The sequence below is a fragment of the Natronomonas sp. CBA1123 genome (assembly GCF_009741925.1).
In the GTDB taxonomy this organism is placed as follows: domain Archaea; phylum Halobacteriota; class Halobacteria; order Halobacteriales; family Haloarculaceae; genus Natronomonas.
Genome location: NZ_WPCC01000022.1, coordinates 25,526 through 46,745, shown reverse-complemented (window position 1 = coordinate 46,745; position 21,220 = coordinate 25,526). Strand labels below are relative to the sequence as shown.

19 protein-coding genes and 1 pseudogene are annotated in these 21,220 nt (G+C 64.1%); 10 read left to right on the top strand and 10 right to left on the bottom strand.

All coding sequences use genetic code 11. The annotated features are described in order from the left end of the window. Nucleotides 1-113: 113 nt before the first annotated feature. Nucleotides 114-350, bottom strand: coding sequence for a DUF5816 domain-containing protein (locus GJ631_RS11055; protein WP_156709219.1), 237 nt, complete (start codon nt 348-350; stop codon nt 114-116). Nucleotides 351-428: 78 nt separating this feature from the next. Here GJ631_RS11055 and GJ631_RS11050 point away from each other — a divergent pair, with 78 nt between their 5' ends. Together GJ631_RS11050 and GJ631_RS11045 are read left to right on the top strand one after the other, a co-directional pair. Next, a complete protein-coding gene (locus GJ631_RS11050) occupies nt 429-1,790 on the top strand; it encodes a bifunctional UDP-sugar hydrolase/5'-nucleotidase (protein WP_370518641.1) in 1,362 nt (453 codons plus the stop codon). 51 nt (nt 1,791-1,841) lie between these two features. Further along, entirely contained in the window at nt 1,842-2,243 is a 402-nt protein-coding gene (locus GJ631_RS11045) for a universal stress protein (RefSeq protein ID WP_156709218.1), read from the top strand. On the opposite strand, the gene GJ631_RS11040 is transcribed toward GJ631_RS11045, so the two are convergent. Continuing rightward, the gene (locus GJ631_RS11040) at nt 2,227-3,309 is read right to left on the bottom strand and encodes a mechanosensitive ion channel family protein (RefSeq protein ID WP_156709217.1); all 1,083 of its coding nucleotides are present in this window, start codon (nt 3,307-3,309) and stop codon (nt 2,227-2,229) included. The two genes, GJ631_RS11045 and GJ631_RS11040, sit on opposite strands and share 17 nt — an antisense overlap. A 73-nt stretch (nt 3,310-3,382) precedes the next feature. On the opposite strand from GJ631_RS11040, the gene GJ631_RS11035 reads away from it, so the two are divergent. After that, nucleotides 3,383-4,123 carry a proteasome assembly chaperone family protein gene (locus GJ631_RS11035; protein ID WP_156709216.1) on the top strand — a complete coding sequence of 247 codons (741 nt, stop codon included), beginning with the start codon at nt 3,383-3,385 and terminating at the stop codon, nt 4,121-4,123. 9 nt (nt 4,124-4,132) lie between these two features. On the opposite strand, the gene GJ631_RS11030 is transcribed toward GJ631_RS11035, so the two are convergent. Together GJ631_RS11030 and GJ631_RS11025 are read right to left on the bottom strand one after the other, a co-directional pair. After that, nucleotides 4,133-6,199, bottom strand: coding sequence for a hypothetical protein (locus GJ631_RS11030; protein ID WP_156709215.1), 2,067 nt, complete (start codon nt 6,197-6,199; stop codon nt 4,133-4,135). 57 nt (nt 6,200-6,256) lie between these two features. Further along, a complete protein-coding gene (locus GJ631_RS11025; RefSeq protein ID WP_156709214.1) occupies nt 6,257-6,991 on the bottom strand; it encodes a helix-turn-helix domain-containing protein in 735 nt (244 codons plus the stop codon). Between the two features lie 89 nt (nt 6,992-7,080). Between GJ631_RS11025 and GJ631_RS11020 the strand changes: the two genes are divergently transcribed. Beyond that, a complete protein-coding gene (locus tag GJ631_RS11020; protein ID WP_156709213.1) occupies nt 7,081-8,193 on the top strand; it encodes an MBL fold metallo-hydrolase in 1,113 nt (370 codons plus the stop codon). Between the two features lie 3 nt (nt 8,194-8,196). Continuing rightward, nucleotides 8,197-9,486: an MFS transporter gene (locus GJ631_RS11015; protein ID WP_156709212.1), complete on the top strand. Its 1,290-nt coding sequence runs from the start codon at nt 8,197-8,199 to the stop codon at nt 9,484-9,486. Nucleotides 9,487-9,846: 360 nt separating this feature from the next. Here the strand turns inward: GJ631_RS11015 and GJ631_RS11010 are convergent, their stop codons facing one another. The 4 genes and pseudogenes from GJ631_RS11010 to GJ631_RS10995 all read right to left on the bottom strand — a co-directional run. Beyond that, complete coding sequence (locus tag GJ631_RS11010; RefSeq protein ID WP_156709211.1) at nt 9,847-11,199, bottom strand: NAD(P)/FAD-dependent oxidoreductase; 1,353 nt, start codon at nt 11,197-11,199, stop codon at nt 9,847-9,849. A gap of 32 nt (nt 11,200-11,231) precedes the next feature. After that, nucleotides 11,232-11,768, bottom strand: coding sequence for a cob(I)yrinic acid a,c-diamide adenosyltransferase (locus tag GJ631_RS11005; RefSeq protein ID WP_156709228.1), 537 nt, complete (start codon nt 11,766-11,768; stop codon nt 11,232-11,234). Between the two features lie 50 nt (nt 11,769-11,818). Further along, nucleotides 11,819-12,025, bottom strand: a complete 207-nt coding sequence (locus GJ631_RS11000) for a hypothetical protein (protein ID WP_156709210.1) — start codon at nt 12,023-12,025, stop codon at nt 11,819-11,821. A 288-nt stretch (nt 12,026-12,313) separates the two neighbouring features. After that, nucleotides 12,314-13,459: pseudogene (locus GJ631_RS10995) on the bottom strand (acyl-CoA dehydrogenase family protein); the annotation flags it as partial. A 135-nt stretch (nt 13,460-13,594) separates the two neighbouring features. Between GJ631_RS10995 and GJ631_RS10990 the strand changes: the two are divergent. Both GJ631_RS10990 and GJ631_RS10985 read left to right on the top strand, forming a co-directional pair. Continuing rightward, on the top strand, nt 13,595-15,562 hold the full coding sequence (locus tag GJ631_RS10990) for a 3-hydroxyacyl-CoA dehydrogenase/enoyl-CoA hydratase family protein (RefSeq protein ID WP_156709209.1): 1,968 nt from the start codon (nt 13,595-13,597) through the stop codon (nt 15,560-15,562). Nucleotides 15,563-15,647: 85 nt separating this feature from the next. Beyond that, nucleotides 15,648-15,914, top strand: a complete 267-nt coding sequence (locus GJ631_RS10985; protein WP_156709208.1) for a hypothetical protein — start codon at nt 15,648-15,650, stop codon at nt 15,912-15,914. On the opposite strand, the gene GJ631_RS10980 is transcribed toward GJ631_RS10985, so the two are convergent. Continuing rightward, a complete protein-coding gene (locus tag GJ631_RS10980) occupies nt 15,908-17,116 on the bottom strand; it encodes an AI-2E family transporter (RefSeq protein ID WP_156709207.1) in 1,209 nt (402 codons plus the stop codon). The genes GJ631_RS10985 and GJ631_RS10980 overlap by 7 nt on opposite strands. A 76-nt stretch (nt 17,117-17,192) precedes the next feature. Here GJ631_RS10980 and GJ631_RS10975 point away from each other — a divergent pair, with 76 nt between their 5' ends. Together GJ631_RS10975 and GJ631_RS10970 are read left to right on the top strand one after the other, a co-directional pair. Then, entirely contained in the window at nt 17,193-18,455 is a 1,263-nt protein-coding gene (locus tag GJ631_RS10975) for a DUF4010 domain-containing protein (protein WP_156709206.1), read from the top strand. Nucleotides 18,456-18,500: 45 nt separating this feature from the next. Next, the gene (locus GJ631_RS10970; RefSeq protein ID WP_156709205.1) at nt 18,501-19,835 is read left to right on the top strand and encodes an aspartate aminotransferase family protein; all 1,335 of its coding nucleotides are present in this window, start codon (nt 18,501-18,503) and stop codon (nt 19,833-19,835) included. A gap of 6 nt (nt 19,836-19,841) precedes the next feature. Here GJ631_RS10970 and GJ631_RS10965 read toward each other — a convergent pair whose 3' ends face one another. Next, nucleotides 19,842-20,183 carry a hypothetical protein gene (locus GJ631_RS10965; RefSeq protein ID WP_156709204.1) on the bottom strand — a complete coding sequence of 114 codons (342 nt, stop codon included), beginning with the start codon at nt 20,181-20,183 and terminating at the stop codon, nt 19,842-19,844. A 110-nt stretch (nt 20,184-20,293) separates the two neighbouring features. Here GJ631_RS10965 and GJ631_RS10960 point away from each other — a divergent pair, with 110 nt between their 5' ends. Further along, nucleotides 20,294-21,211 carry an A/G-specific adenine glycosylase gene (locus GJ631_RS10960; protein ID WP_156709203.1) on the top strand — a complete coding sequence of 306 codons (918 nt, stop codon included), beginning with the start codon at nt 20,294-20,296 and terminating at the stop codon, nt 21,209-21,211. The last annotated feature ends 9 nt before the right edge of the window (nt 21,212-21,220 follow it).

Genomic DNA, 21,220 nt, shown 5'->3' with positions numbered 1-21,220 from the left:
TTGCGCGCGCCGAGAGATAAAGATTAGCACGTACCCGTTCGGTGACCTGTAAGATACACCAAGTCAGACAACCGTCAGACGAAGTCCGTATCGTCGAAAACGTATCGGTTGGATTACTCGTGGGCGGCGTCCCACTCCTCGGCCTTGTGGAAGTTGGCACACTGGTTACACTGGATGCGACCCATCGCGTCGACGGCGTTGTCGAACGTCTCACAGTTGGTGCAGAAAAACCCCCAGCGACGCTCACCCTCCGGGTCGGCGTACACCACCCGGAACGGCCCCTTGTTCCCGCGGACGACCTCGCGGGAAACGTACAGTGTCTCTCCGTCAGGTCCAGTGCGCTCGTCCATACAGACGGTGGGCCGCGGGGCGGCAAAACCGTCACGGTCTCGATACGGTTTTGCGCGTCGGACGCCTCGACTGACACAGTGCGACTCCTCCACTATTCGGACATCGAGAACGCCCACGACGACCCGGAGGTCGTCGGCCGACTCGCCGGCCTCGTCGACGCACTCCGCGACGACGAGACCGTCGTCTGTGGCACCGGTGACAACATCGCGCCCGGCGTTCTCCCACTCGTGACTCGCGGGGAAATCGCCCTCGAGTTCTTCGAGGCCGTCTCGCCGACGGTGTCGACGTTCGGCAATCACGACTTCGACTTCGGCGCCGACCGGGCGGCCGAACTCGTCGAGCGGTCCCCCCAGCAGTGGCTCAGCGCGAACGTCTACAACGGCGGCGAGCGCTTCGCCGGCGTCGAGGCCGCCACCATCCGAGAGGTCGACGGGGTTCGCGTCGGCTTTCTCGGCGTTACGGACCCGACGACGCCCTCGGCCAATCCCGAAGCCACCGAACTGACGTTCACCGACCCAATCGTCGCGACGCGAGAGGCGACCCGAGAACTGCGAGCGGACGGCGCAGAGTACGTCGTCGTCTGCTCACATCTCGGCCGCGGCGACGAGCGCCTCGCTGCCGCCTGCGAGGTCGACGTCATCTTGGGCGGTCACGTCCACAGCGAGCGCATCGAGCGCGTCGCCGGAACGCTGTTGACACGGCCCGGAACCGGCGGCGAAGTCCTTCTGGAAGTCGAGTTACCGACACTCGAAGTGACCCGTCACGTCGTCGCCGACGCGCCACTCGATGAGGAACTCACGGCACGCTACCGCCGACGGCTCGACGAGGCAGGACTCGACACCGTCGTCGCACGCGTCGATGAACCGATTCGGCGAACCGAACGGGAGGCGTTCCGCGGCGAGAGCCGCGTGGGCAACTTCGTCGCCGACGCCTACCGCTGGGCCGCCGAGCGGGAACTCGACGCCACGGAGCGCGTCGTCGGCCTCCAGAACAGCGGCGGCATCCGAACCGGGCCGTCGCTGGCCGACGAGGTAACCGTCGCCGACCTCGTGAGTCTCGTCCCCTTCGAGGAGCCGGTAGTCGTCCTCGAATGCTCCGGGTCGGAACTGCTGGACACGTTCCGGGAAGCCGCCGACACCCCCGGGTTCGGTGAGTCCGACTGGTGGCACGCCCACGTCTCCGGTGCACGGCTCGTCTACGACTACAACGACGACGAACTCATCGAGGCACAGGTCGGCGGCGAGGCCATCGACCACACCGCGCGATACGCGCTTGCGACGACGGAGTTCCTCCTGCACACCGACGCCGAGTTCCCGACGCTGACCGACGCCAAACGAATCGCAACGCTCGACGTCCAGTACGACATCCTCGCGGAATACGCCCGCGAGGTCGGCGTGGCCCCGCAACTGAAGGGGCGAATCGTTCGGACCGGGCTCTGAGCCTCGCGCACAACCGGAAGGTTGAGGCACCGCGGTCCGCTTTCCCCGGTAATGACGCTGGTCGTCGTCCCGGTCCGCTATCCGCTTTCGGAGCACTCGCTGGCGACCCTTCGGCGCGCCATCGAAGTCGCCGACGAACACGACGCCGAACTCACCGTTCTTCACGTGAACCTTTATCAAAACGACAAGCGAGTCACCCGAACCGAACTCAAGTCGGCAGCCGAACGCGAGTGCGGACGCATCGACCGCGCACGGTACGTCGTCCGGTCGGGGTTCATGGTCGAGGACACCATCCTCGACGAAATCGCAGCCGAAGGCGCCGACTACGTCGTCATCGGCCGAAAACAGGCCAGCCGCTGGCGGCGAATGCTCCGTCGACTGGTCGACGACCCCGACATCGAGTCGTTCCTCCGTCGGGAACTCGACTGTCAGGTCATCACTGCGAGTCTGTAGCGTCCGCGTCCGATTCGTTTTCGCGGTCCTCGACGGCTTCCTCTGTCCCCGCGTCGGCCTCTCGACGCGTCGCTCCACCCGGACTGGACGGCGCCTCGGCATCTATCTCGCGAGTCGCGACCTGCATCTCGCCACTGGTGTCGTCGAACACCAGATGGGAGTGCGGGTAGGGGATTTCGATGTCGTGCTCCTCGAAGCGCGTCCAGACGTTCGTCAGCACCTTCGAGCGAATCGCCGTTTGCTTGTAGGGCTCCTTGGCCCAGTAGCGGAGTCGCAACGCAACCTCGCTGTCGCCGAATTCACGGATGTAACAGGTCGGCGACGCCGGATAGCGCGCGCTCCCGACGCGGATGTCCGGGCCACCCTTGATGACGCCCTTGACCGCCCGGGCGGCGGCCTCCATCTGCTCTCTGGCCGTCGGGATGTCGCTCTCGTAGGTGACGCCGACATCCAGCGTCATTCGAATGCGGGTGTCCTCGGCGGAGTAGTTCACCACGTCCCGGTCCCGCATCGTCCCGTTCGGCAACACGATGAACGTGTTGTCGAGCGTGAACATCTTCGTGTACGACAGCGTGATATCCTCGACGAACCCCTTGGTGTCGGTGTCCGCCAACTCTACCATGTCGCCGATTTCGTAGGGCTGTTCGTTCAGGATGAAGATGCCGCTGAGGATGTTACCGATGATGGGCGCGAGGATGACACCGACGACTGCGGAGAACACACCGACGGAGAGTGCGATGTTACCGAATCCGAGGCCGAAGATGCCCAGGGACGTAAACAGCGCGAGGAGCATGATTCCGACCTGTACTCCTCTGAGCACCGTCCGTGTGACCGACGGCCGTTTGAATCGCCGTGCGATACGCCGTCCGAGTGCCTGTCGGACGAGTTTCGAGACGTAGTAGGCGACGACGAGAACCGCGACTGCGATGAACAACCGAAATGCGAACGACGGAATCGCATCGGGGAGCCACGGTGGACGGGGAAGCGGCCCTTCCGAGGTCCGAATCGTCGGCGTCGGGGTTGGAGTCGGTCCCCCAGTCTGCAACACCGCCGTCGTCACGTCCATATCCGGCAGTCGCCGGGCGCCCGAAAAAGCGTTCCGCCCTGACACCTAATACGGGCGGTCCCGTCATTGGTGTATGGTTGGTCAAGGAACGTCCCCGTCATTCGACATTCAACACGAAGAACCGACTTCGACGCTCGTGGCCGGCTTCGCGGAATTCGGTCTCGCGGGTCTCACGGCCGCAAACTACGTCACCGAAACGCTCGAACTCGAACGGACCGGCCACATCGGGGTGGAGCAACTGCCGGCAGTGACACCGTTCGAAAACGGGACGCCTCGACACCACACCCGGTTGTTCTCGAAACCGGACCTCGACATCACCGTCGTCGTCGGCGAACTGTTCGTCCCGCCGTACGCCGCCGAACCGTTCGGCAACGCCCTGCTCGATTACACCGACGAACACGGTGTCGAGGACATCGTTGTACTCTCGGGAGTCCCCATCCAGCACGGCCCCGACGACCATCGCGCGTTCTACGTTGCCAGCGAAGACTACCAGTCGGCACGGCTGGACGGCGACCACGGAATAACCGCGATGCCCGGCGGGTTCCTCGACGGTATCAACGGCGAACTGATGGAGCGAGCCGTCGACTCCACGCTGAAAGCCTGCGTTCTGACGACACCTGTACACCAGCAAGTCCCCGACATCGACGCCGCGCTCAGACTAATCGGCGCGCTGGACTCGGTGTACGACCTCGACATCGACACCGGGCCTCTCGAGGAGTTCGCCGAGACGCTGGCGGAGCAGTACGAGGAACTCGCTGCTCGACTGGAATCCCAACGCGAGGAGATGCGTCCGGAAGACCGGATGTACATGTGACCCTCCCGGTCAGAGCTTCTCTTCTGCTTTCGCCTGCTCGGAGCGACGGCGGGCCTGCTCAAGTCGCAGCTCGACGGCGCGTGCGATGTCGTCGGGAAGCGACCCGCGTGCGCCCTCCAATCGAGTCTCGACCTGTTCGAGCAACGAAATGACGCTGTCGATGTTCCGGTCGGCAGCACCGCGGTTTCCGCTTTCGGCCTGTTCGGCTGCCCGGCGGGCGGCGTCTCCGACCGACGACAGCGCCTGTGCGAGTCCACCGATGGCGTTGACCGACCCCCCGCCGATATCGTCATCGTCATCGAGTTCGGACAGTTCTTCGGCAGTCTCCTCGGAGATGTTCGCGAGGAACATCGCGAGCGACGCCTTTCCGGTTCGCGGGCGGTCGATTCGGACCGACGACTCCTCGCCGGGGTTGACCCGAAAGGCGCCGAGTGCGCCGTCGCTGTCGCGGACCTCCGTCGTGTAGGCGCCGCCACGGTGGACGTACACCGCGTCGCGGCCCGAAACCGGGGCGTCGTACAGCCGTCCGCCGAAGTCGTCCTCGACGGCGACGCCGGTGAGGTCGGCGTCGGTTCCCTCCGCGTCGATTTCGAGTTTCGTCGCGTTCTCGCGGGCGACGAGCGGAATCTCGCCGTCGACGCCGGCCATCGTCGTGCCGGCCTCGCCGCTCACCGACACTGCCTCGCTGTGGGGGGTAAGTCCCGCACCGTTGACCGTAAATCGATGCTCGCCCTCCGGGATATCTTGGGCCACGACGTATCCGCTGAACGTCGGAACCGCTTCGGGGTCGCTTTCGACCAACGCGAACGCCTCCGTCGAGGACTGCTCGGTCGTCACCCCCTCGCCGTCCGGTGCCTCCTCGTCGGAGACTGCTTCGGTGACTCTCGCGACGAGGGTGTGAACCGGCGCCGCCTCGCCGATGGCGTCGTAGCGGTCCGCAAGCGCCACCCTGTGATTTGGTTCGGTGATGTCGGCTGCCGGGTTGTCGTATCGGGGCTGTTCCCACGGCAGACCCGTCGTGGTGATGTGACCAGCGACGGCGTCCTCGGCGAACTGCGGAACGTCGAACTCGAAGCTCAACTGCGGCCCGGTGAACGCCTCGATGTGTTCGAGTTCGATCGACGGGACGAGTTCGTACTCGACATCGGCGTCCTCCCTCCCTCTGTCGACGTGTTCGAAGACGAGTCCCGTACTGCGTTCCGGTAGCTCCTCCGGCGGGGAAGTCAGCGCGTCCAGCGACCGTATCGTCAGCGATTCGTCGACCAAATCCGACCGTTCGACCGACGGCAGTCGCTCGTGTTCGTAAATCGGCTCGCCGTCGAGTTCCGGCACGAGGTACGGCAGCGCCGACCCCTCGTCGCGGGGCAAGCCGTAGGCGACCGGTATCTCCTCGATGTCCTCGATGCCCTCTATCGCACTGTTGGTGATGTCGGCGAACGTTTCGCCGATGGGGAAGCGTTGGAATCGGTCGGGAACGTCGTTGACCGACAGCGCACTGGAGTGTGAACCCAACTCCGAGAGCACACGGGGGACCATCTCCCGGTCGGGGTCGAGAAACTCGTTGTTCGGTATCTTCCGGGAGTGGGAACTGGCGACGTACAGTTGCGGGGTGTCGGTCTCCGTGTCGACGAAGACGTGCAACACCTCCCAGTCGTGCCAGTGAAAGTTCGTCGTGAACTGGTCGAAGGCGCCGTACTGCCAGTACTGGACGACCGCAAGCGGGGACTCCTCGTACTGGACGACGTTGAAGAACACCGTCGGGTCCGGTGGCGTCTCGGCCTCCTTGAACCGCCGGGTGTAGCCGTCGAAGGCTTCGAACCCGTCGACGACCGTTTCTCCATCGCGTTCGACTTCGTAGGACCGGGGGTCCGTCGGGAACCACTTCTCGTAGGTGTCGAAATACAGCGTCGGCGCGTACTGTACGGCCAACTCACGGGCCGTCTCGCCGTCCATCGTGGTCGTCGGGTCGTCGGATTCGGATTCGAGTGCCGAACAGCCGGCTATCGACATCGCCCCGGCGCCGGCTAGCGCTTCGAGCACCGTTCGCCTGTCGAGCGACGGGGCAGGGTCGGTCATTCGTGGACCACGTTCGTCCCCAGCGGGGATGACCGTTACGGCCGATTGGAGCGTCCGTCAGTCGGCGGGCTGTTCGTTCCGTCGGCGTCCCTCCACGTCCAACGGGTCCGCCGTCGAGGTCGCGGTGACCAATCGCAGGAACTGCCCCGCGTTCGTGAGCAGTTTGTTCTCCGCCTTCCGGAGGTGTTCTTCGTAGGTCGAACGGGCGACGCTGGTTCGGTCCGCCAACTCCCGGAGCGACGTCTTCCGGGGCTGTTCGTAGTAGCCGCTCTCGAGAGCCAGCCGAAGCGCCGCCAGCTGCCGTTCGGTCACCGCCTCGAACAGCTGGTCGACCGGTGCGAGCATACTGTGGGGAATCCGCTGTTCGGTAATCGCGGTCTTCGAGAGGACCTCGATGTCCCGGTCGGCCTCCAAATCTTGGAGGAGGTCTCGAACGTCGCCCTCGTCGAACGCGATAACCGTGTAATGCTCCCAGCCCTGACGGTGAATCGTCGGCGGCTGATACAGGCTGTTGTACGACTCGAACCGCTCGATGATGGAGTCCTCCAGCGAACAGAGACACGACTGGGTGACGACGTGGAGCCCGGACTCGTCGATTGACTCGTGGAGCACCGTCCCCAGTTCGTCGATTTCCTCGAGTAGGTCCTCGGTCGGCGACCCCGGAGCCGTGATTTCGATGACCTGGCAGTCGTTCAGGTACCACTCACGAATCGTAAGGTCCGGGTAGCGTTCGGATATCTCTCGATACGGACACTCGTGTTTGACCCGAAAGGAGGCCTCGTACAGACTCATGTGGACACGTTCGAGCTAGAGGTTATTATCGGTGCCGGTCATGTCCGGCAGTCACTATATTCAGACACCCCTCATAAGACAGACCACTGATGGCGGAGATTTCACCCGAAGAACTCGGAGAACGGTTACAGGCCGATGAAGACGACTTGCTCGTACTCGACATTCGCCACGAAGCGGAGTACGAGGAGTGGCACGTACCGGACAGCGTCAACGTCGACGTGTACGAGGAGTTGACCGACGACCCCGACGCTGCAGCGGCTGTCCTCGAAGATCTCCCGGAAGACAGGGAGGTGGCGACCGTCTGTAATGCGGGCATCGTCGCCGACACCGCAACCCAGGTCCTCGAGGAGATGGGGTACGATGCGAAGACGCTCACCGACGGGATGAACGGCTGGAGCCGTGTCCACCGGCACGCGGAAGTCCCGGTCGACATCGAGGGCACGCTCGTGCAAGTCGCACGGCCGGGGAAGGGCTGTCTCGCCCACGTCCTCGTTTCGGACGGCGAGGCCGCCGTCTTCGACCCCTCACACTACCTCGAGGAGTACGACGCGATTCTCGAGGCGTACGACGCGGACCTCGTCGGCGTCTTCGATACGCACGCCCACGCCGACCACGTCTCCGGCGCATCGGAACTCGCCGACCGACACGGCGTGCCCTACTACCTCCACTCGAAGGACGCTCTCGCTCTCGACGCGACGCCACTCGAAGACGGACGACGCATGACCGTCGGCCACCTCGACATCGAAGTCATCCACACGCCGGGACACAGCGAAGGAAGCGTCTCCTTCGACGTCGAAGGGGTGGCACTGCTCACGGGCGATACGCTGTTCCACGACAGCGTCGGCCGCGTCGAACTCGGCGTCGAAGCAGGCATCGAAGACTCCGACGTCGAGGGGAACGCAGCGACGCTCTACGAGAGCCTCCAGCGGTTGCTCGACCGGCCGGAGGACGCACTCGTCTTACCAGCACACGACCCCGGCTCTCCCGAACCACCGGTGACCGCAACCCTCGGGGAGGTCAGAGACCGAAACGAGGACCTCGGCCGCGACCGCGAGGCGTTCATCGAGGAACTCGCCTCGGACATCCCGGACCATCCCCCGAACTTCGAGCGCGTCAAGCGGACGAACGTGGGACAGGAGTCGGTTCCCGAAACCCAACTGGCCGAACTGGAACTGGGGCCGAACAACTGCGCCGCCGAGTAATCGATGAGTACGACAACCGAACTCAGACAGGGAATCCGCGAACACCTCGGGCAGTTCTCGCTGCACGTCCTGTTGGTGTTCGCGACCGGGTTGACCATCGGGTCTGAACGCACCGTCGTTCCCGTGCTGGGAGAGGACGTACTCGGCGTCGAGTCGTTCCTCGTCATCGGGTCGTTCGTCGTCTCGTTCGGAATCGTGAAATCGATTCTCAACCTCTACGCCGGAAAGTGGGGTGAGTCCTACGGCCGCAAGCCCGTCCTCGTCGCAGGGTGGGCGACGGCACTCCCCCTGCCTATTATCCTCATCTTCGCCCCCAGCTGGGGCTGGATTACCGTCGGGAACATCCTGCTGGGCATCAACCAGGCGCTGACCTGGAGTATGGCGATTAACGCGAAAATCGACCTCGCAGGCCCAGACCAGCGCGGCCTCGCGGTCGGCATCGACGAGTCGTTCGGATACACCGGCGTCGCCGTCGGCGCCTGGATTACGGGCCTCATCGCGGGCCAGTGGAACCTCCGGCCGGAGCCGTTCTACTTCCTCGCCGTCGTCGTCGTGCTGGCGTTCCTCATCTCTATCTTCCTCATCAAGGAGACTGTCCAGTACGCACAGGCCGAAGGTGACGACGACCACCACGACGCGAACCTCCCGTTCAAAGACGTGGTGAAACGGGCGACCTACGGCGACCGGACGCTGTTCGCTGCCGCACAGGCCGGCCACATCGAGAACTTCGTGGACACGCTGTTCTGGATTGCCGTCCCCCTGTATCTGGTGAGCGAGGGGCTGGGCATCGCGGCCGTCGGCGTCGTCGTCGGCGTCCACAGCGCGATGTACTTCCTCCAGATAGCCACGGGCGGACTCGCGGACCGAATCGGCCGGCGCCCACCGGTCATCGCCGGTATGTTCCTGGCCGGCGCCGGCGTGCTTGGGATGGTACTCGTCGAGGGGTACCTCCTGTGGGCCGTTCTAGCCGCCATCTCCGGGCTTGGAATGGCGTTGCTGTATCCGAACCTGATGACGGTCCCGAGCGATGCGGCCCATCCGAGTTGGCGGTCGGCCGGGATGGGCGTCTACCGCATGTGGCGCGATTCAGGCTATGCGGTCGGGGCCATCCTCATCGGCCTCTCGATGGAGTTCGTGAACGCCGAAGCGGCGTTCTACATGACTGCGGCCCTGATGTTCGTCTCCGGGGCCGTCGTGTACGTCTGGATGGAAGAGACACATCCCGACTTCGGAACGCACGAACCACCGGCACCGGCGACAACTCAATCGACCCAGGCCGTGCCCGAAGACTGAATCGGCGAGAGAACTGCCGGCCGACCACACGTTTTGTCACAACCATCCGATTCCGACAGGTGGACAGCGTTGCTTAGTTCGACAGCGCCCCCGCTGTTCGGTATCGTGAGATGTACGCCCGAAACACTAACGTCCGACCTCATCCCAGGCGGCGTGCCGCGGTCGGTCGGGAAACCCTCGTGTCGGGCGGGGGACACGTAGTGTCCCCGAATGCCGAGACGGCGGAAGCCATCACGACGAATCGAGTATGTCGCACACCCGGGTTCTCCGGTCCGTCATCGCTGCCCAAAGGGCTGCTCGGTCGGGGACTAAAGGTGCGCAACGTACCTACACTGTCGAGCGGTAATCCTCTTTCGGCTTTCAGACCGTGTAGTCATCTTCCCGAACCTGTGCGTAGCCGCCGTTACGGAAGCGGAACTTCCGCCATTTGTATTCGCCGAACAGTTTCGCACCAGTCAGGCCAGCGTACACCGCCTCGTAGGGGGTGAAGCCGTCGTCGCCCTGCACGTCGCTGACCAACCCGAAGATGGTGTCCCAGTCGTTGGGTTCGTACCCGCGAACCATGTCGGCGAACACGCAGTTTCGGCGGATTTCGCTGCCGATGGCGCGGTGCCATTCGGCGTTGTACGCCCGCAATGCACCGAGGGCGGCGAGTCGCCCCGCGATTTGGCCGGTCCGAATGGCGACGTGGTCGCCGCCCTCGTGGAACGCCGAGGTCGCGCCCATCGCGCCGCCGACGACAGCGACGTTGGCCGTCGTCGGTGACTCGATGGGACGCGTCGAAGAGATGGGATAGGTCTCGGTACCGCCGGACTTCCCGCGGTCCTCGACGAGCGGGAAATTCGCAAGGTCGTAGCCCGGATACACCTCCTCGATGAGTCTCTTGATGTAGGTGTTGCCCTGTGGGACTCGTTCGTCCTCGTCGTGGAGCAACCGATAGGCCTCGCGGTTTGACACCTCATCGAGGTCCATCCCGATGGGCATCGTCAGTCCCACTCGTGCGACGGGCTCGTCGTTCGGGAACACCCACGGATAGGCGGTGTGGCCGGGCATGTACCCCCACCAGAACTTGATTCGGTCGCGTTCGAACAACTCCTCGGGGAGTCGGCGGTACTCCTGGTAGGCGATGTGGTTGGCCGTCCGGGATTCGAGTTTTGCCATCTGGTCGTCGGCGAGCCACTTCTCCAGCACCGTCCCGGTAATCGTCCGCTGGGGGCCGTCGGCGAGAATCAGATACTCCGTCTCGATTTCTGTGCCGTCGCGCAGCGTCAGCGTGTGTGAAGGCGTGCCCGTGAGGTCGGAATCGACCGATGCGACGCCGGTTCCGACGCGGTACTCGGCGCCGGCGTCTTCGGCACGTGACCGGAGCCAGTCGTCGAATCGCGCGCGGTGGACGGTGAATCCGAAGTTCGGATAGGTGGCGTCTATCCCCGTTTCGGTCATCTCCAACGTCTCGGAGGGGCCGATGAACTCCGCGGCGTCGAGTTCTTGGTGTTTGACATGGTCCGGAATCGGCTCGTCGAGGTCCATCAGGTCGACCCAGTAGTCGAGGATGCCGGCAGCGTCCGTCGAATCGGGTCCGAGTTCCTCGCGGTCCGCTCTGGGGACGCCCTTCTCGATGACGACGGCGTCGGCGCCCTCGCTGGCGGCCGCGTAGCCGGCCGAGGACCCGGCCGGGCCGCCACCGACGACGGCGACGTCTACCTGTTGCATACTGCCTTCCGTGAGCGGATGGGGCTTAAGCCCTAGTACTCCGGTTCTTCCTCGGGGACGCCTTCACGTTTGTTCACGACACGAGCCCAGACGAACAGCGCATCGGAGAGGCGGTTGAGATACGCGACCGCGGCGCCGTTTACGGGTTCGTCGGAGGCCAACGACACCGCCCGTCGCTCGGCGCGTCGACAGACTGCTCGGGCGTGGTGGAGTTTCGACCCGGCGTCGCTGCCGCCGGGGAGGATGAAACTCTGCAGCGGGTCGAGTTCGTCGTCGAAGGTGTCCATCCAGTCTTCGAGTTTCTGGACGTGGTGTTCCTCGAGATGCGGGGCGTCGGCGTCCTCACGGTCGGGATTGGCGAAGTCGGCCTGAATGATGTGGAGGTGGTTTTGAACCGCGCTCAGTTTCTCGTCGATGTCGTCGTACCCAGAGGGACGAATCCGTCCGATGACGCTGTTGACCTCGTCGACGGTGCCGTAGGCCTCGATTCGAGCGCTGGTCTTCGAGACGCGGGACATGTCTCGAAGGTCGGTCATTCCCTCGTCACCGCGACCGGTGTAAATCTTCATGTCGAGGCGTTCGGCCTCCGGTGGCTTATAACTCGCTGCCGAGGCAGTCGTCACGACTCGTCGTCGGCGGCTTCGTCGTTCTCCGTGGGAACGAGGAAGAAGTACGCGAGGACGCCGAAGGCGACGCCGAGTCCGAGTCCCAACTCGACGCCGAGGCGAACCTCACCCAGCAGGAACCCGCCGATGGCGGTGACGAGAAGCGCCAGGGTGAAGAACGTCGCTGCGCGCGTGAGGTCGTCGGTCACGAGGCTACTCATGACACGCCGTAGCGGTGGCTACCGGGTAAAGTGTGCGTTTCGACCAAAGAGAGAAACCAACGCCAAGCATCCGCGCGAGCGAAGCGAGCGCGGTTTGCTGAAAAGAGCGCTTCGCGCTCTTTTCGCATGACGAAAGACGCCAGAGGCGTCTTTCGAACCACTCCGGACGCGACCGAAGGGAGCGTCCGGGTTGTTTTTCCCCACGTTTTTGCGACCGAGTGGTGCCCGCAGCGCGCCGGAGGCGCGCGAGGACACCCGAGGGAGTAAAAAGTGGGTGTTCCTAGAAGCCTTACCCTGCAGTTCGCGGGCGATAATCATCTTCTGGATTTCGGTGGTGCCCTCGTAGATTTGGGTGATTTTGGCGTCACGGTAGAACCGCTCGGCGTCGAAGTCGTCGACGAAGCCGGAGCCGCCGTGAATCTGAACACACTCGTTGGCTGCCTTGACGGCGATTCGGGAGGCGAACTCCTTGGCCATCGATGCGAGCATCGTGTTCGGCTGGCCGCCCGAGTCAACCTCCCATGCGGATTTGTAGGTGAGGTTGCGTGCGGCTTCAGCCTCGGTGTGCATGTCGGCGAGTTTGTGCTGGATGGCCTGGAAGTCCCCGATGGGGCGGCCGAACTGCTCGCGCTCTTGGGCGTACTCCAGTGCGCGCTCGGCGGCGCCCTTCGCGATACCGACGCCCTGTGCGGCGACGCCGGTTCGGGTGGCGTCGAAGAAGTTCATCTGCTGGAGGAAACCGGCACCTTCCGCGCCGACGAGGTTTTCCTCGGGGACGCGAACGTCGTCGAGGATGAGTTCGGCGGTGTCGGAGGCACGAATCCCCATCTTGCCCGTAATCTTGTCGGCGGTGAAGCCGTCGCGGTCGGACTCGACGATAATCTGTGAGAAGCCGTTGTAGCGGCCGTCGGCGTCGGGGTCTGTCTTACACAGGACAACGAAGAAATCACCAACACTGCCGTTGGTAATCCACATCTTGTTCCCGTTGATTACCCACTCGTCGCCGTCCTTCTCCGCACGCGTCGACACTGACGACACGTCCGAACCCGTGTCAGGTTCCGAGATGGCGGCTCCGGAGATGGCCTCGCCCCGGGCAACGGGTTCGAGATACTCCTCTTTCTGCTCTTCGGTGCCGTATTCGAGTATGGCCTCGGTACCGAAACTCGTGGCGAGAATCGACAGCGCGATACCGGGGTCGGCCGCGAACAGTTCTTCGGCGATGAGCACCGAGTCGACCGCGCCGTAGCCGGCGCCGCCGTACTCGATGGGTATCGTCGCGCCACAGAGACCCATCTCGGCGGCCTCGTCGACGATGTCGTGGGGGAACTTCTCTTCGCGGTCGTACTCCTGTGCGTTCGGTCGGACTTCGTTGTCGGCGAAGCGCTTGACCTCTTCTTTGAGTTGTTGTTGCTCGTCGGAGAGCCCAAAGTCCATGATTGTTCAACAGCATTGCCACCACATAACACTTCTCAATTGACGCAATCGGTCGGATGGTCGACGCTTCAGTACGAAAACAAGCCGAGAAGGAAACGTTGAAACACGTTCCGAGTGTGGTCTCGCCTGCTAACAATGGAATTCGACGACATCGAGACCATCGCGGTGCTCGGGGCCGGCAACATGGGCCACGGCATCGCGGAGGTCGCCGCTCTTGCGGGATACGACGTGAACCTGCGGGACATCAAAGAGGAGTTCGTCCAGAACGGCTACGAGCAGATAGAGTGGTCGCTCGAAAAACTCGCCGAGAAGGAACAGATTTCCGAGGAGGAGTCCGAGAACGCACTCGACCGCGTGACACCGTACGTCGATGTCGAGGACGCTGTCGGCGACGCCGACTTCGTCATCGAGGCCGTCCCCGAGAAGATGGACATCAAGAAGGACGTCTACGGTGATGTCGAGGAACACCTCCCCGAAGACGCCATCATCACCTCCAACACGTCTTCGCTGTCGATTACCGACTTATCGGAGGTCACCGAACGGCCCGAGCAGTTCTGCGGGATGCACTTCTTCAACCCGCCGGTTCGGATGCAGCTGGTCGAGGTCATCTCCGGCGCTCACACCGACGAGGAGACGCTCGAAGCGACCGAGGAACTCGCCGAAGCGTTCGGCAAAACACCCGTTCGCGTCCGCAAGGACTCCCCCGGCTTCATCGTCAACCGCATCCTCGTGCCCCTCATGAACGAGGCCTGCTGGATGGTCTCGGAGGACGCCGCGACGAAGGAGGAAATCGACTCGACGACGAAGTTCGACATGGGCCTGCCGATGGGGTCGTTCGAACTCGGCGACCAGGTCGGCAACGACGTGACCTATCACGTGCTGGAGTACATGCACGAAGTGCTGGGTGAACCGTACGAACCCGCACCGTACCTCGAGGAAATCGTCGAGGAGGAGCGCTTCGGCAAGAAGACCGGCAAGGGCTTCTACGACTACGAGGAGGGCGACGGCCCGGACATTCCGACCGACGCCGGCAGCGAGGACATCGCCAACCGACTCGTCGCTGTAATGGCCAACGAAGTCGGCAACCTCGTCGGCAACGATGTCTCGAACCCCGCCGACATCGACGAGGCAGTCATGCTCGGTGCCGGCTTCCCGGACGGCCCGGCGAAGCTCGCAGACGACATGGGACTCGACACGCTCGTCGAGACGCTCGAAGAGCTGAGCGACGAGACGGGCCACCCCCGCTTCGAAGTCTCCGACGGCCTGCGTGAGGCCGCCGAGGACGGCGGCTTCCACGGTGGCGACGACGACGGCGAAGTCGAGTTCACCAACATCGAGATTCGACACCCCGGCGACATGGTCGGCCAAATCGTCCTCGACCGCGAGGCCCGGATGAACACCATCAACCCGGACCTGCTGGACGAACTCGCCGAAGCCATCGACCTGATGGAGGACGACGACGAGGTCCGTGCCCTCCTAATCACGGGCAAGGGTGACCGCGCGTTCTCCGCCGGCGCCGACGTGACTTCGATGGCCTCCAACGCCGAACCGCTGGAAGCCATCGAACTCTCCCGGAAGGGCCAACAGACATTCGGCAAACTCGAAGACTGCGACATGCCGGTCGTCGCCGGTATCGACGGCTTCGCGCTGGGCGGCGGCTTCGAGCTGTCGCTGTGCTGTGACTTCCGTATCGCCTCCGAGCGGTCGGAACTCGGCACCCCCGAGCACAACCTCGGTCTGCTCCCCGGCTGGGGCGGAACCCAACGACTCGGCCGCATCGCCGGCCTCGGCCGCGCCAAGGAAATCGTCTTCACCGCCGAGCGGTACGACCCCGAGACGATGTACGACTACGACGTGGTCAACGAAGTCGTCGAAAACGAGGAGTTCGACGAGCGCGTCCACGAGTTCGCCGCCGACCTCGCCGCCGGTCCGCCGGTCTCCCAGAAACTGACCAAGCGCGCGATGCACCGCGGCTTCGAGGACGTCGAAGCCGGTCTGGAACTCGAAGCCCAGGCGTTCGGTCACCTCATCGGCACGGACGACCTCATGGAGGGCATCACGGCCTTCATGGGCGACACCGAGCCCGAGTTCGAAGGCAAGTAACGTCGATTCCACCTCGATTTTTTCCGACGCCCGATAGCGGCCCGCTCCGAAACCGACAACCGACAGCCGCGTCTACCCGGACGTGATGGTCGGCTCCAGAACCCTGACGGCGCTCGCCGGGCTTCTCGCCAGCCTCGCCGTCAGCGTCGCGCTGTACTGGTATACGGGGTCGGTGCTGTTCTTCCTGTTCGTTCCCTTCGTTCCGTTCCTGTTCGGCTCCGGCGGCCTCACCGACGAATCGGCGCGACAGCCGAAACGGTGTGACAGGTGTGGGTTCAGGACGACCGAGGAGTCCTACGACTACTGTCCGCGGGACGGAAGCCGACTGATCGATACGGACGACGACTACTGAGGGCCTTCGATGTCGTCGTCTTCTGCACTGTCCTCCACTGATTCGGCTCCGGTGGAGTCAGTCACCTCCGACTCGGCCGCCACCGACTCCGCTGTGGCCGGGCTGCTGTGGTGTGACTGCCGCAGTGCGGCAGGTGAGACGACTATCGGCTGAATCGGCGTGCCGTCCAGTAGCTCCGGGAGGACGAATCGGGCGAAGTGAAACACCAACACGAGCAACAGTGGCCCGAGGAACAGCCCGTACCAGCCGAACAACAGCGGTCCGAGGATGTAGGCGACCATCACGAGACCGACGTGGAGGTTGCGGCCGGAAACGTACGGGCGCAGGAGGAGGTCCGGAATGAAGTCGATGAGAATCCCGGAGACGACGAAAAACACCACGGGAAACCACAGCGGGTCACCCCGAAGCAGAGCTTGGCCGAACAGCAATCCGCCGACGGGGACGTACACCAGTTTCATTCCGACCACTGGAACGAGACTGGTGACGCCGACGAGGATTCCCAATAGCGCCGGGTACGGGACTGCGAGCGCGGGCGGGGCGACGATGTTCAGCAGGCTGTAGGTGATGGTTCCGATGACCGCCGCGATGACGGCGTTGAGGATGTTGCCGAAGTAGACGCTCTTGAGGTCGCGGTCGACCGCCGTGCCGTAGGCGTCGAGGACACCCGCCTCGTCGCCGAAGACGTCGCGTACCCAGCGGGCGAGTTTCGGTCCGTCACGGAGCAGGTAGAACGTGAGCGCGAGCGCAACGAACAGATGCAGAAGCACCGAGACGACGAAGGGGAGGTAGTCGTAGATTCCGTCGAAGACGACGAGGAGTGCGTCGACGACGTCGGGGTTTTGAAACAGGGTCGCCGGGTCTTCGACGAGGGCCGACACGTCGAAGTACGGCGAGACGATGCTCTGGACCGGACCCAGGTCGACGGTTTGAGCGAGCGTTCTGAGTTCCTGTAACGCGACGGCGGTCGTGTACGCCAACAGGAAAACGACTGGGACGGAGAGACAGAGGAGCGAAGCGGCCGCGGCGAACGTCGGACGGAGGTGTCCACGGAGGTGTCGGTACAGCGGCCGCGAGACGTAGTACAGAAACAGAGCTGTGACGACCGTCCCGACGAAGACGTAGAACGTCGCGGCGACGACGACGGCGAGGGCGAAGCCGACGCCCCACCACCCCAATCGGCCGCGGGAGGATTCGCTGACCATATCCCACCCCGGACCCCGACGATTAAAAATCCGACCCGCCGATGGCCTTACCACCCCCGCCCGCGAACGGCCGTCGATGAGTTCCCTGGGGCCGGCGGTGTTGGACGACAGCGTGGTCGCGCTCGTGTTGGCGGCGGCGCTGGGGCTGTTTCTCGGCCTCGAACGCGAGTGGTCCGAGAAGACCGCCGGCATCCGGACGTTCTCGCTCGTCAGCCTCTCTGCGGCGGTGTTTACCATCCTCGAGGAACCGCTGTTGCTCGTCGCCGGGGCGTTGCTAGTCGTCGCGTTGGGCGTCGTCCTCGGCGTGCAGGGGCTGCTCGGACAGGTCGACACCCTCTCGCTTACGACCTCGGCGTCGCTACTGGTCGCCTACGGCGTCGGAGCGTTGGTCGCCTCGGGATTCGTCGTCGAAGGCGTGACCGTCGCCGTCGTCTCCTCATTCGTCCTCGTGTTGCGGGAGGAACTCCACGGCGTTGCCGACGCGCTCTCGCGGGAGGAGGTCCGCTCCGGAACCGAGTTCGCCATCCTCGCGTTCGTCGTCTACCCGCTGTTGCCGACCGGCGAGCAGAGCCTCTCGGTCGCCACGCTCTCCGTGTCGTTCGAACCGCGGGTCGTCTGGCTGATGGTCGTCTTCGTCGCCGGAATCGGCATCGTCAACTACGCCATCGTCAGGATGTACGGTAGTCGCGGCATCGTCGTGACGGGATTTTTCGGCGGGCTGGCCTCCTCGACCGCCGTCGTCGGGGCGATACTCGACCACGTCGGCCAGAACCGGGAGGTGACCGACTACGGCGTGGCTGCTGTGCTGTTGGCGAACGCCTCGATGGCGCTCCGGAATCTGGCCATCGCTATCGTGTTCACGCTGGGCTCCGGGGTACTCTACGAACCGCTGATTCCCCTCGGTGCGGTCATCGTGGGTGCTGTCGTCGTCGCGGCGACTACCGCGGATTGGTCGGCAACAATCGAGATGGAACTTGACACGCCGTTTACACTCCGGTACGCCCTCGGCGTCGGCGCCCTGTTCCTCGCGGTGCTTTTGATTGGTGGGTTCGCGGAGGCACAGTTCGGCACGGGTGGACTGTACGTCGCTGCACTGCTGGCAGGGCTCGTCTCCAGTGCCGGAGCGGCCGCCTCCGCGGTCGTCCTCTACTCCAACGGGAGCATCACGGGAACGGAGGCGACCGTCGCCATCCTGCTGGCGACCGCCGCCAGCATCGCCGTGAAAGCGGGGCTGTCGGCGATGTCGCCCAATCGGGATTTCGCCCGGAGCGTTCTCCTCCGAAGCGCTGCGGTGTTGGGCGTCGCCGCCGCCGTGACTGCACTTGTTCTCCTCGCGTGAATCGAAGGTGTGAACTATTAACACGCGACTCGCCCAATATCGTGTATGGACCGCGAGACGACGACGCCGCAGGTCGACGAGTTACCCGGACCGAAGGCCCGAGAGCGGGTCGATTTCCATCGTTCGCTCGCCGCCCCGAGTACGTACGTCTACGAGTTCGTCTGGGACGTGACCGAACCCGCAATCGGCCCGTTCTGTACGGACGCCGACGGCAACGTCCTCATGGATTTCACGGGTCACGTCGGCGCCGCGCCGCTGGGGTACAACAACCCCGAACTGCTCGAACGGATGGACGCCTTCGACATGATAGACCCGGTGAAGATAGCCGGACAGGATTTCTATTCGACGGCGGGTGACCCCGCCGACGTGGATTTCCCGGGGCCGCCCGAGTTGATGGAGCGACTGGTCGACGCCTCACCGGAACGCTTCGATACGGTGTTCCTCTCGAACTCCGGCGCCGAAGCCGTCGAGAACGGCCTGAAAATCAGCTACGACCGGGCCGGCGGGAAGTACGCCATCACCTTCGAGGGGGCCTTCCACGGCCGGACGCTGGGGACGCTGTCGTTGAACCGCTCGAAGGAAATCTACCGCCGGGAGTTCCCCGAAATCGGGCCCGTCCACGACGTGCCGTTCTGTCGGGACGAGAGCTGTACGGCGGCGACGTGTGAGTGTGGGTTCTTCGCTGGCGACACCACGAAGCTCAGGCGGATGTTGAACCCCGAGACGGGGTACGTCAACGCCGACGAGGTGGCGTATCTCATCCTCGAACCGATACAGGGCGAAGGGGGCTACCACGTCCCCAGCGACGCGTTCATGCAGGAGGTCGCCGACATCTGTGACCGACACGACATCCTGCTCGTCGCCGACGAAATCCAGTCGGGAATGGGACGTACCGGCGATTTCTGGGCGTCGGACGGTTTCCCCGTCGAGCCAGACGTCATCTGTGCGGCCAAGGGTGCCCGCGTCGGCGCAACCATCGCCAACGAGGCGATTTTCCCCGAAGAGGAGTCGCGACTCTCCTCGACGTGGGGTGCCGGCGACATCGTCGACTCGATGCAGGGCGCGCTCACCATCGACGTGATTCACGAAGAGAGCTTACTCGACAACGCCGTCACTCGGGGCGGGCAGGCGACCGCGGAACTCGACGACGCGACCCTTCCGGGAGCCATCGACATCAGGGGTCGGGGGCTGATGCTCGCCGTCGAGTTCGACACCAAAGAACGCCGCGACGACGTACAGGACGAAGCGATGAAACGTGGCCTGTTGACGCTCGGCTGTGGTTACAAGACGCTCCGGCTACTGCCGCCGCTGGACGTTCGGGAACGCGAAATCACGATGGCAATCGAGTTGCTGTCGGACGCCGCGGAAGCGGCCGCCTAATCGTATTTAGAACTGATACCGACGTGCGTTGTCGTCCTGCGGCGGGTACTGGTCACTCACGCCGCCGGCACCGCCGGTCATCTCCTCGAACGTCATCCCCGAGAGGTACTCGTCGTAGGTGACGTCGTACCCGCTCCGGAGGTGGAAATCGAGGTTGCCCGTCTCGACGGCACCCTGAAACAGGGTGTGCACCGCACGCCGGAGGAGTTCGTCCACGTCGTCGGGGTCGTAGGCGCAAGCGAGCATCGCGAGTTCGTTGCGCGTTTCGGCGTCCAGTTCCACGGTGAGTTCCTCGCCCAACTCGGCGTAGGTCGCTTCGATGTCTTCGGAGAGGTCGTCCAGTCCCATACCGCTCGGTCGGTCCGGGTCGGGGAAGTGGGTTTCGTTCAACGGAACGTCCGACTCCGAGACCGCCGGAACCGTCACACACAAACGCCGGGCGGGGAAAGCGGAGGGTGATGACTGACGCCGCCGAGTATCTCCCCGAAGACACCGACGCGGTGCAGTCGGCGCTCGTCGAGTGGTACGAGGCCGACCACCGAGAGTACCCCTGGCGGCAGACCGAAGACCCCTACGAGATTCTGGTCTCGGAGGTGATGAGCCAACAGACCCAACTCGACCGCGTGGTCGCGGCGTGGACCGATTTCCTCGAGGAGTGGCCCACCGTCGAAGCCCTCGCCGCCGCCGACCGCGCCGACGTGGTCGGCTTCTGGACCGACCACTCGCTGGGGTACAACAACCGCGCGAAGTACCTCCACGAGGCCGCCAACGAGGTTCTCGAAGAACACGACGGCGAATTTCCGGAGACGCCCGAAGGCCTACAGGAGTTGATGGGCGTCGGTCCCTACACCGCCAACGCCGTCGCCTCCTTCGCGTTCAACGACGGTGATGCGGTGGTCGATACGAACGTCAAGCGCGTGCTGTATCGGGCCTTCGACGTGCCCGATGACGACGACGCATTCGGGGCCGTGGCGTCGAGGCTGCTGCCCGACGGCCAATCGCGCGTCTGGAACAACGCCATCATGGAGTTGGGTGGTGTCGCCTGTGGGAAGACGCCCCGGTGTGAGGAGGCTGGCTGTCCGTGGCGAGCATGGTGTCACGCCTACGAGAGCGGCGACTTCACGGCCCCGGACGTGCCCACACAACCCGAATTCGAGGGGTCGCGTCGGCAGATGCGGGGTCGCGTCGTCGCGACGCTTCGGGAGTTCGACGAACTCACCCTCGACGAACTGGGGCCACGCGTCCGCGTCGACTACACACCAGACGGCGAGTACGGCCGCGAGTGGCTCCGTGGACTGCTCAAAGACCTCGAAGCCGACGGACTGGTCGAACTCGACGACGAGGACGAAACGCCCGTCGCAGGACTGCGAAAGTGACCACATCCC

Excerpts from the sequence above, each read along its gene's own strand:
- GJ631_RS11020 (WP_156709213.1), top strand. The coding sequence starts at position 7,081 with ATGGCGGAGATTTCACCCGAAGAACTCGGAGAACGGTTACAGGCCGAT.
- GJ631_RS11045 (WP_156709218.1), top strand. The coding sequence starts at position 1,842 with ATGACGCTGGTCGTCGTCCCGGTCCGCTATCCGCTTTCGGAGCACTCG.
- GJ631_RS10980 (WP_156709207.1), bottom strand. The coding sequence starts at position 17,116 with ATGGTCAGCGAATCCTCCCGCGGCCGATTGGGGTGGTGGGGCGTCGGC.
- GJ631_RS10965 (WP_156709204.1), bottom strand. The coding sequence starts at position 20,183 with ATGGGACTGGACGACCTCTCCGAAGACATCGAAGCGACCTACGCCGAG.
- GJ631_RS10970 (WP_156709205.1), top strand. The coding sequence starts at position 18,501 with ATGGACCGCGAGACGACGACGCCGCAGGTCGACGAGTTACCCGGACCG.
- GJ631_RS11010 (WP_156709211.1), bottom strand. The coding sequence starts at position 11,199 with ATGCAACAGGTAGACGTCGCCGTCGTCGGTGGCGGCCCGGCCGGGTCC.
- GJ631_RS11025 (WP_156709214.1), bottom strand. The coding sequence starts at position 6,991 with ATGAGTCTGTACGAGGCCTCCTTTCGGGTCAAACACGAGTGTCCGTAT.
- GJ631_RS10990 (WP_156709209.1), top strand. The coding sequence starts at position 13,595 with ATGGAATTCGACGACATCGAGACCATCGCGGTGCTCGGGGCCGGCAAC.
- GJ631_RS10985 (WP_156709208.1), top strand. The coding sequence starts at position 15,648 with ATGGTCGGCTCCAGAACCCTGACGGCGCTCGCCGGGCTTCTCGCCAGC.
- GJ631_RS11040 (WP_156709217.1), bottom strand. The coding sequence starts at position 3,309 with ATGGACGTGACGACGGCGGTGTTGCAGACTGGGGGACCGACTCCAACC.
- GJ631_RS11030 (WP_156709215.1), bottom strand. The coding sequence starts at position 6,199 with ATGACCGACCCTGCCCCGTCGCTCGACAGGCGAACGGTGCTCGAAGCG.
- GJ631_RS10960 (WP_156709203.1), top strand. The coding sequence starts at position 20,294 with ATGACTGACGCCGCCGAGTATCTCCCCGAAGACACCGACGCGGTGCAG.
- GJ631_RS11000 (WP_156709210.1), bottom strand. The coding sequence starts at position 12,025 with ATGAGTAGCCTCGTGACCGACGACCTCACGCGCGCAGCGACGTTCTTC.
- GJ631_RS11015 (WP_156709212.1), top strand. The coding sequence starts at position 8,197 with ATGAGTACGACAACCGAACTCAGACAGGGAATCCGCGAACACCTCGGG.
- GJ631_RS11035 (WP_156709216.1), top strand. The coding sequence starts at position 3,383 with ATGGTTGGTCAAGGAACGTCCCCGTCATTCGACATTCAACACGAAGAA.
- GJ631_RS11005 (WP_156709228.1), bottom strand. The coding sequence starts at position 11,768 with ATGAAGATTTACACCGGTCGCGGTGACGAGGGAATGACCGACCTTCGA.
- GJ631_RS10975 (WP_156709206.1), top strand. The coding sequence starts at position 17,193 with ATGAGTTCCCTGGGGCCGGCGGTGTTGGACGACAGCGTGGTCGCGCTC.
- GJ631_RS11055 (WP_156709219.1), bottom strand. The coding sequence starts at position 350 with ATGGACGAGCGCACTGGACCTGACGGAGAGACACTGTACGTTTCCCGC.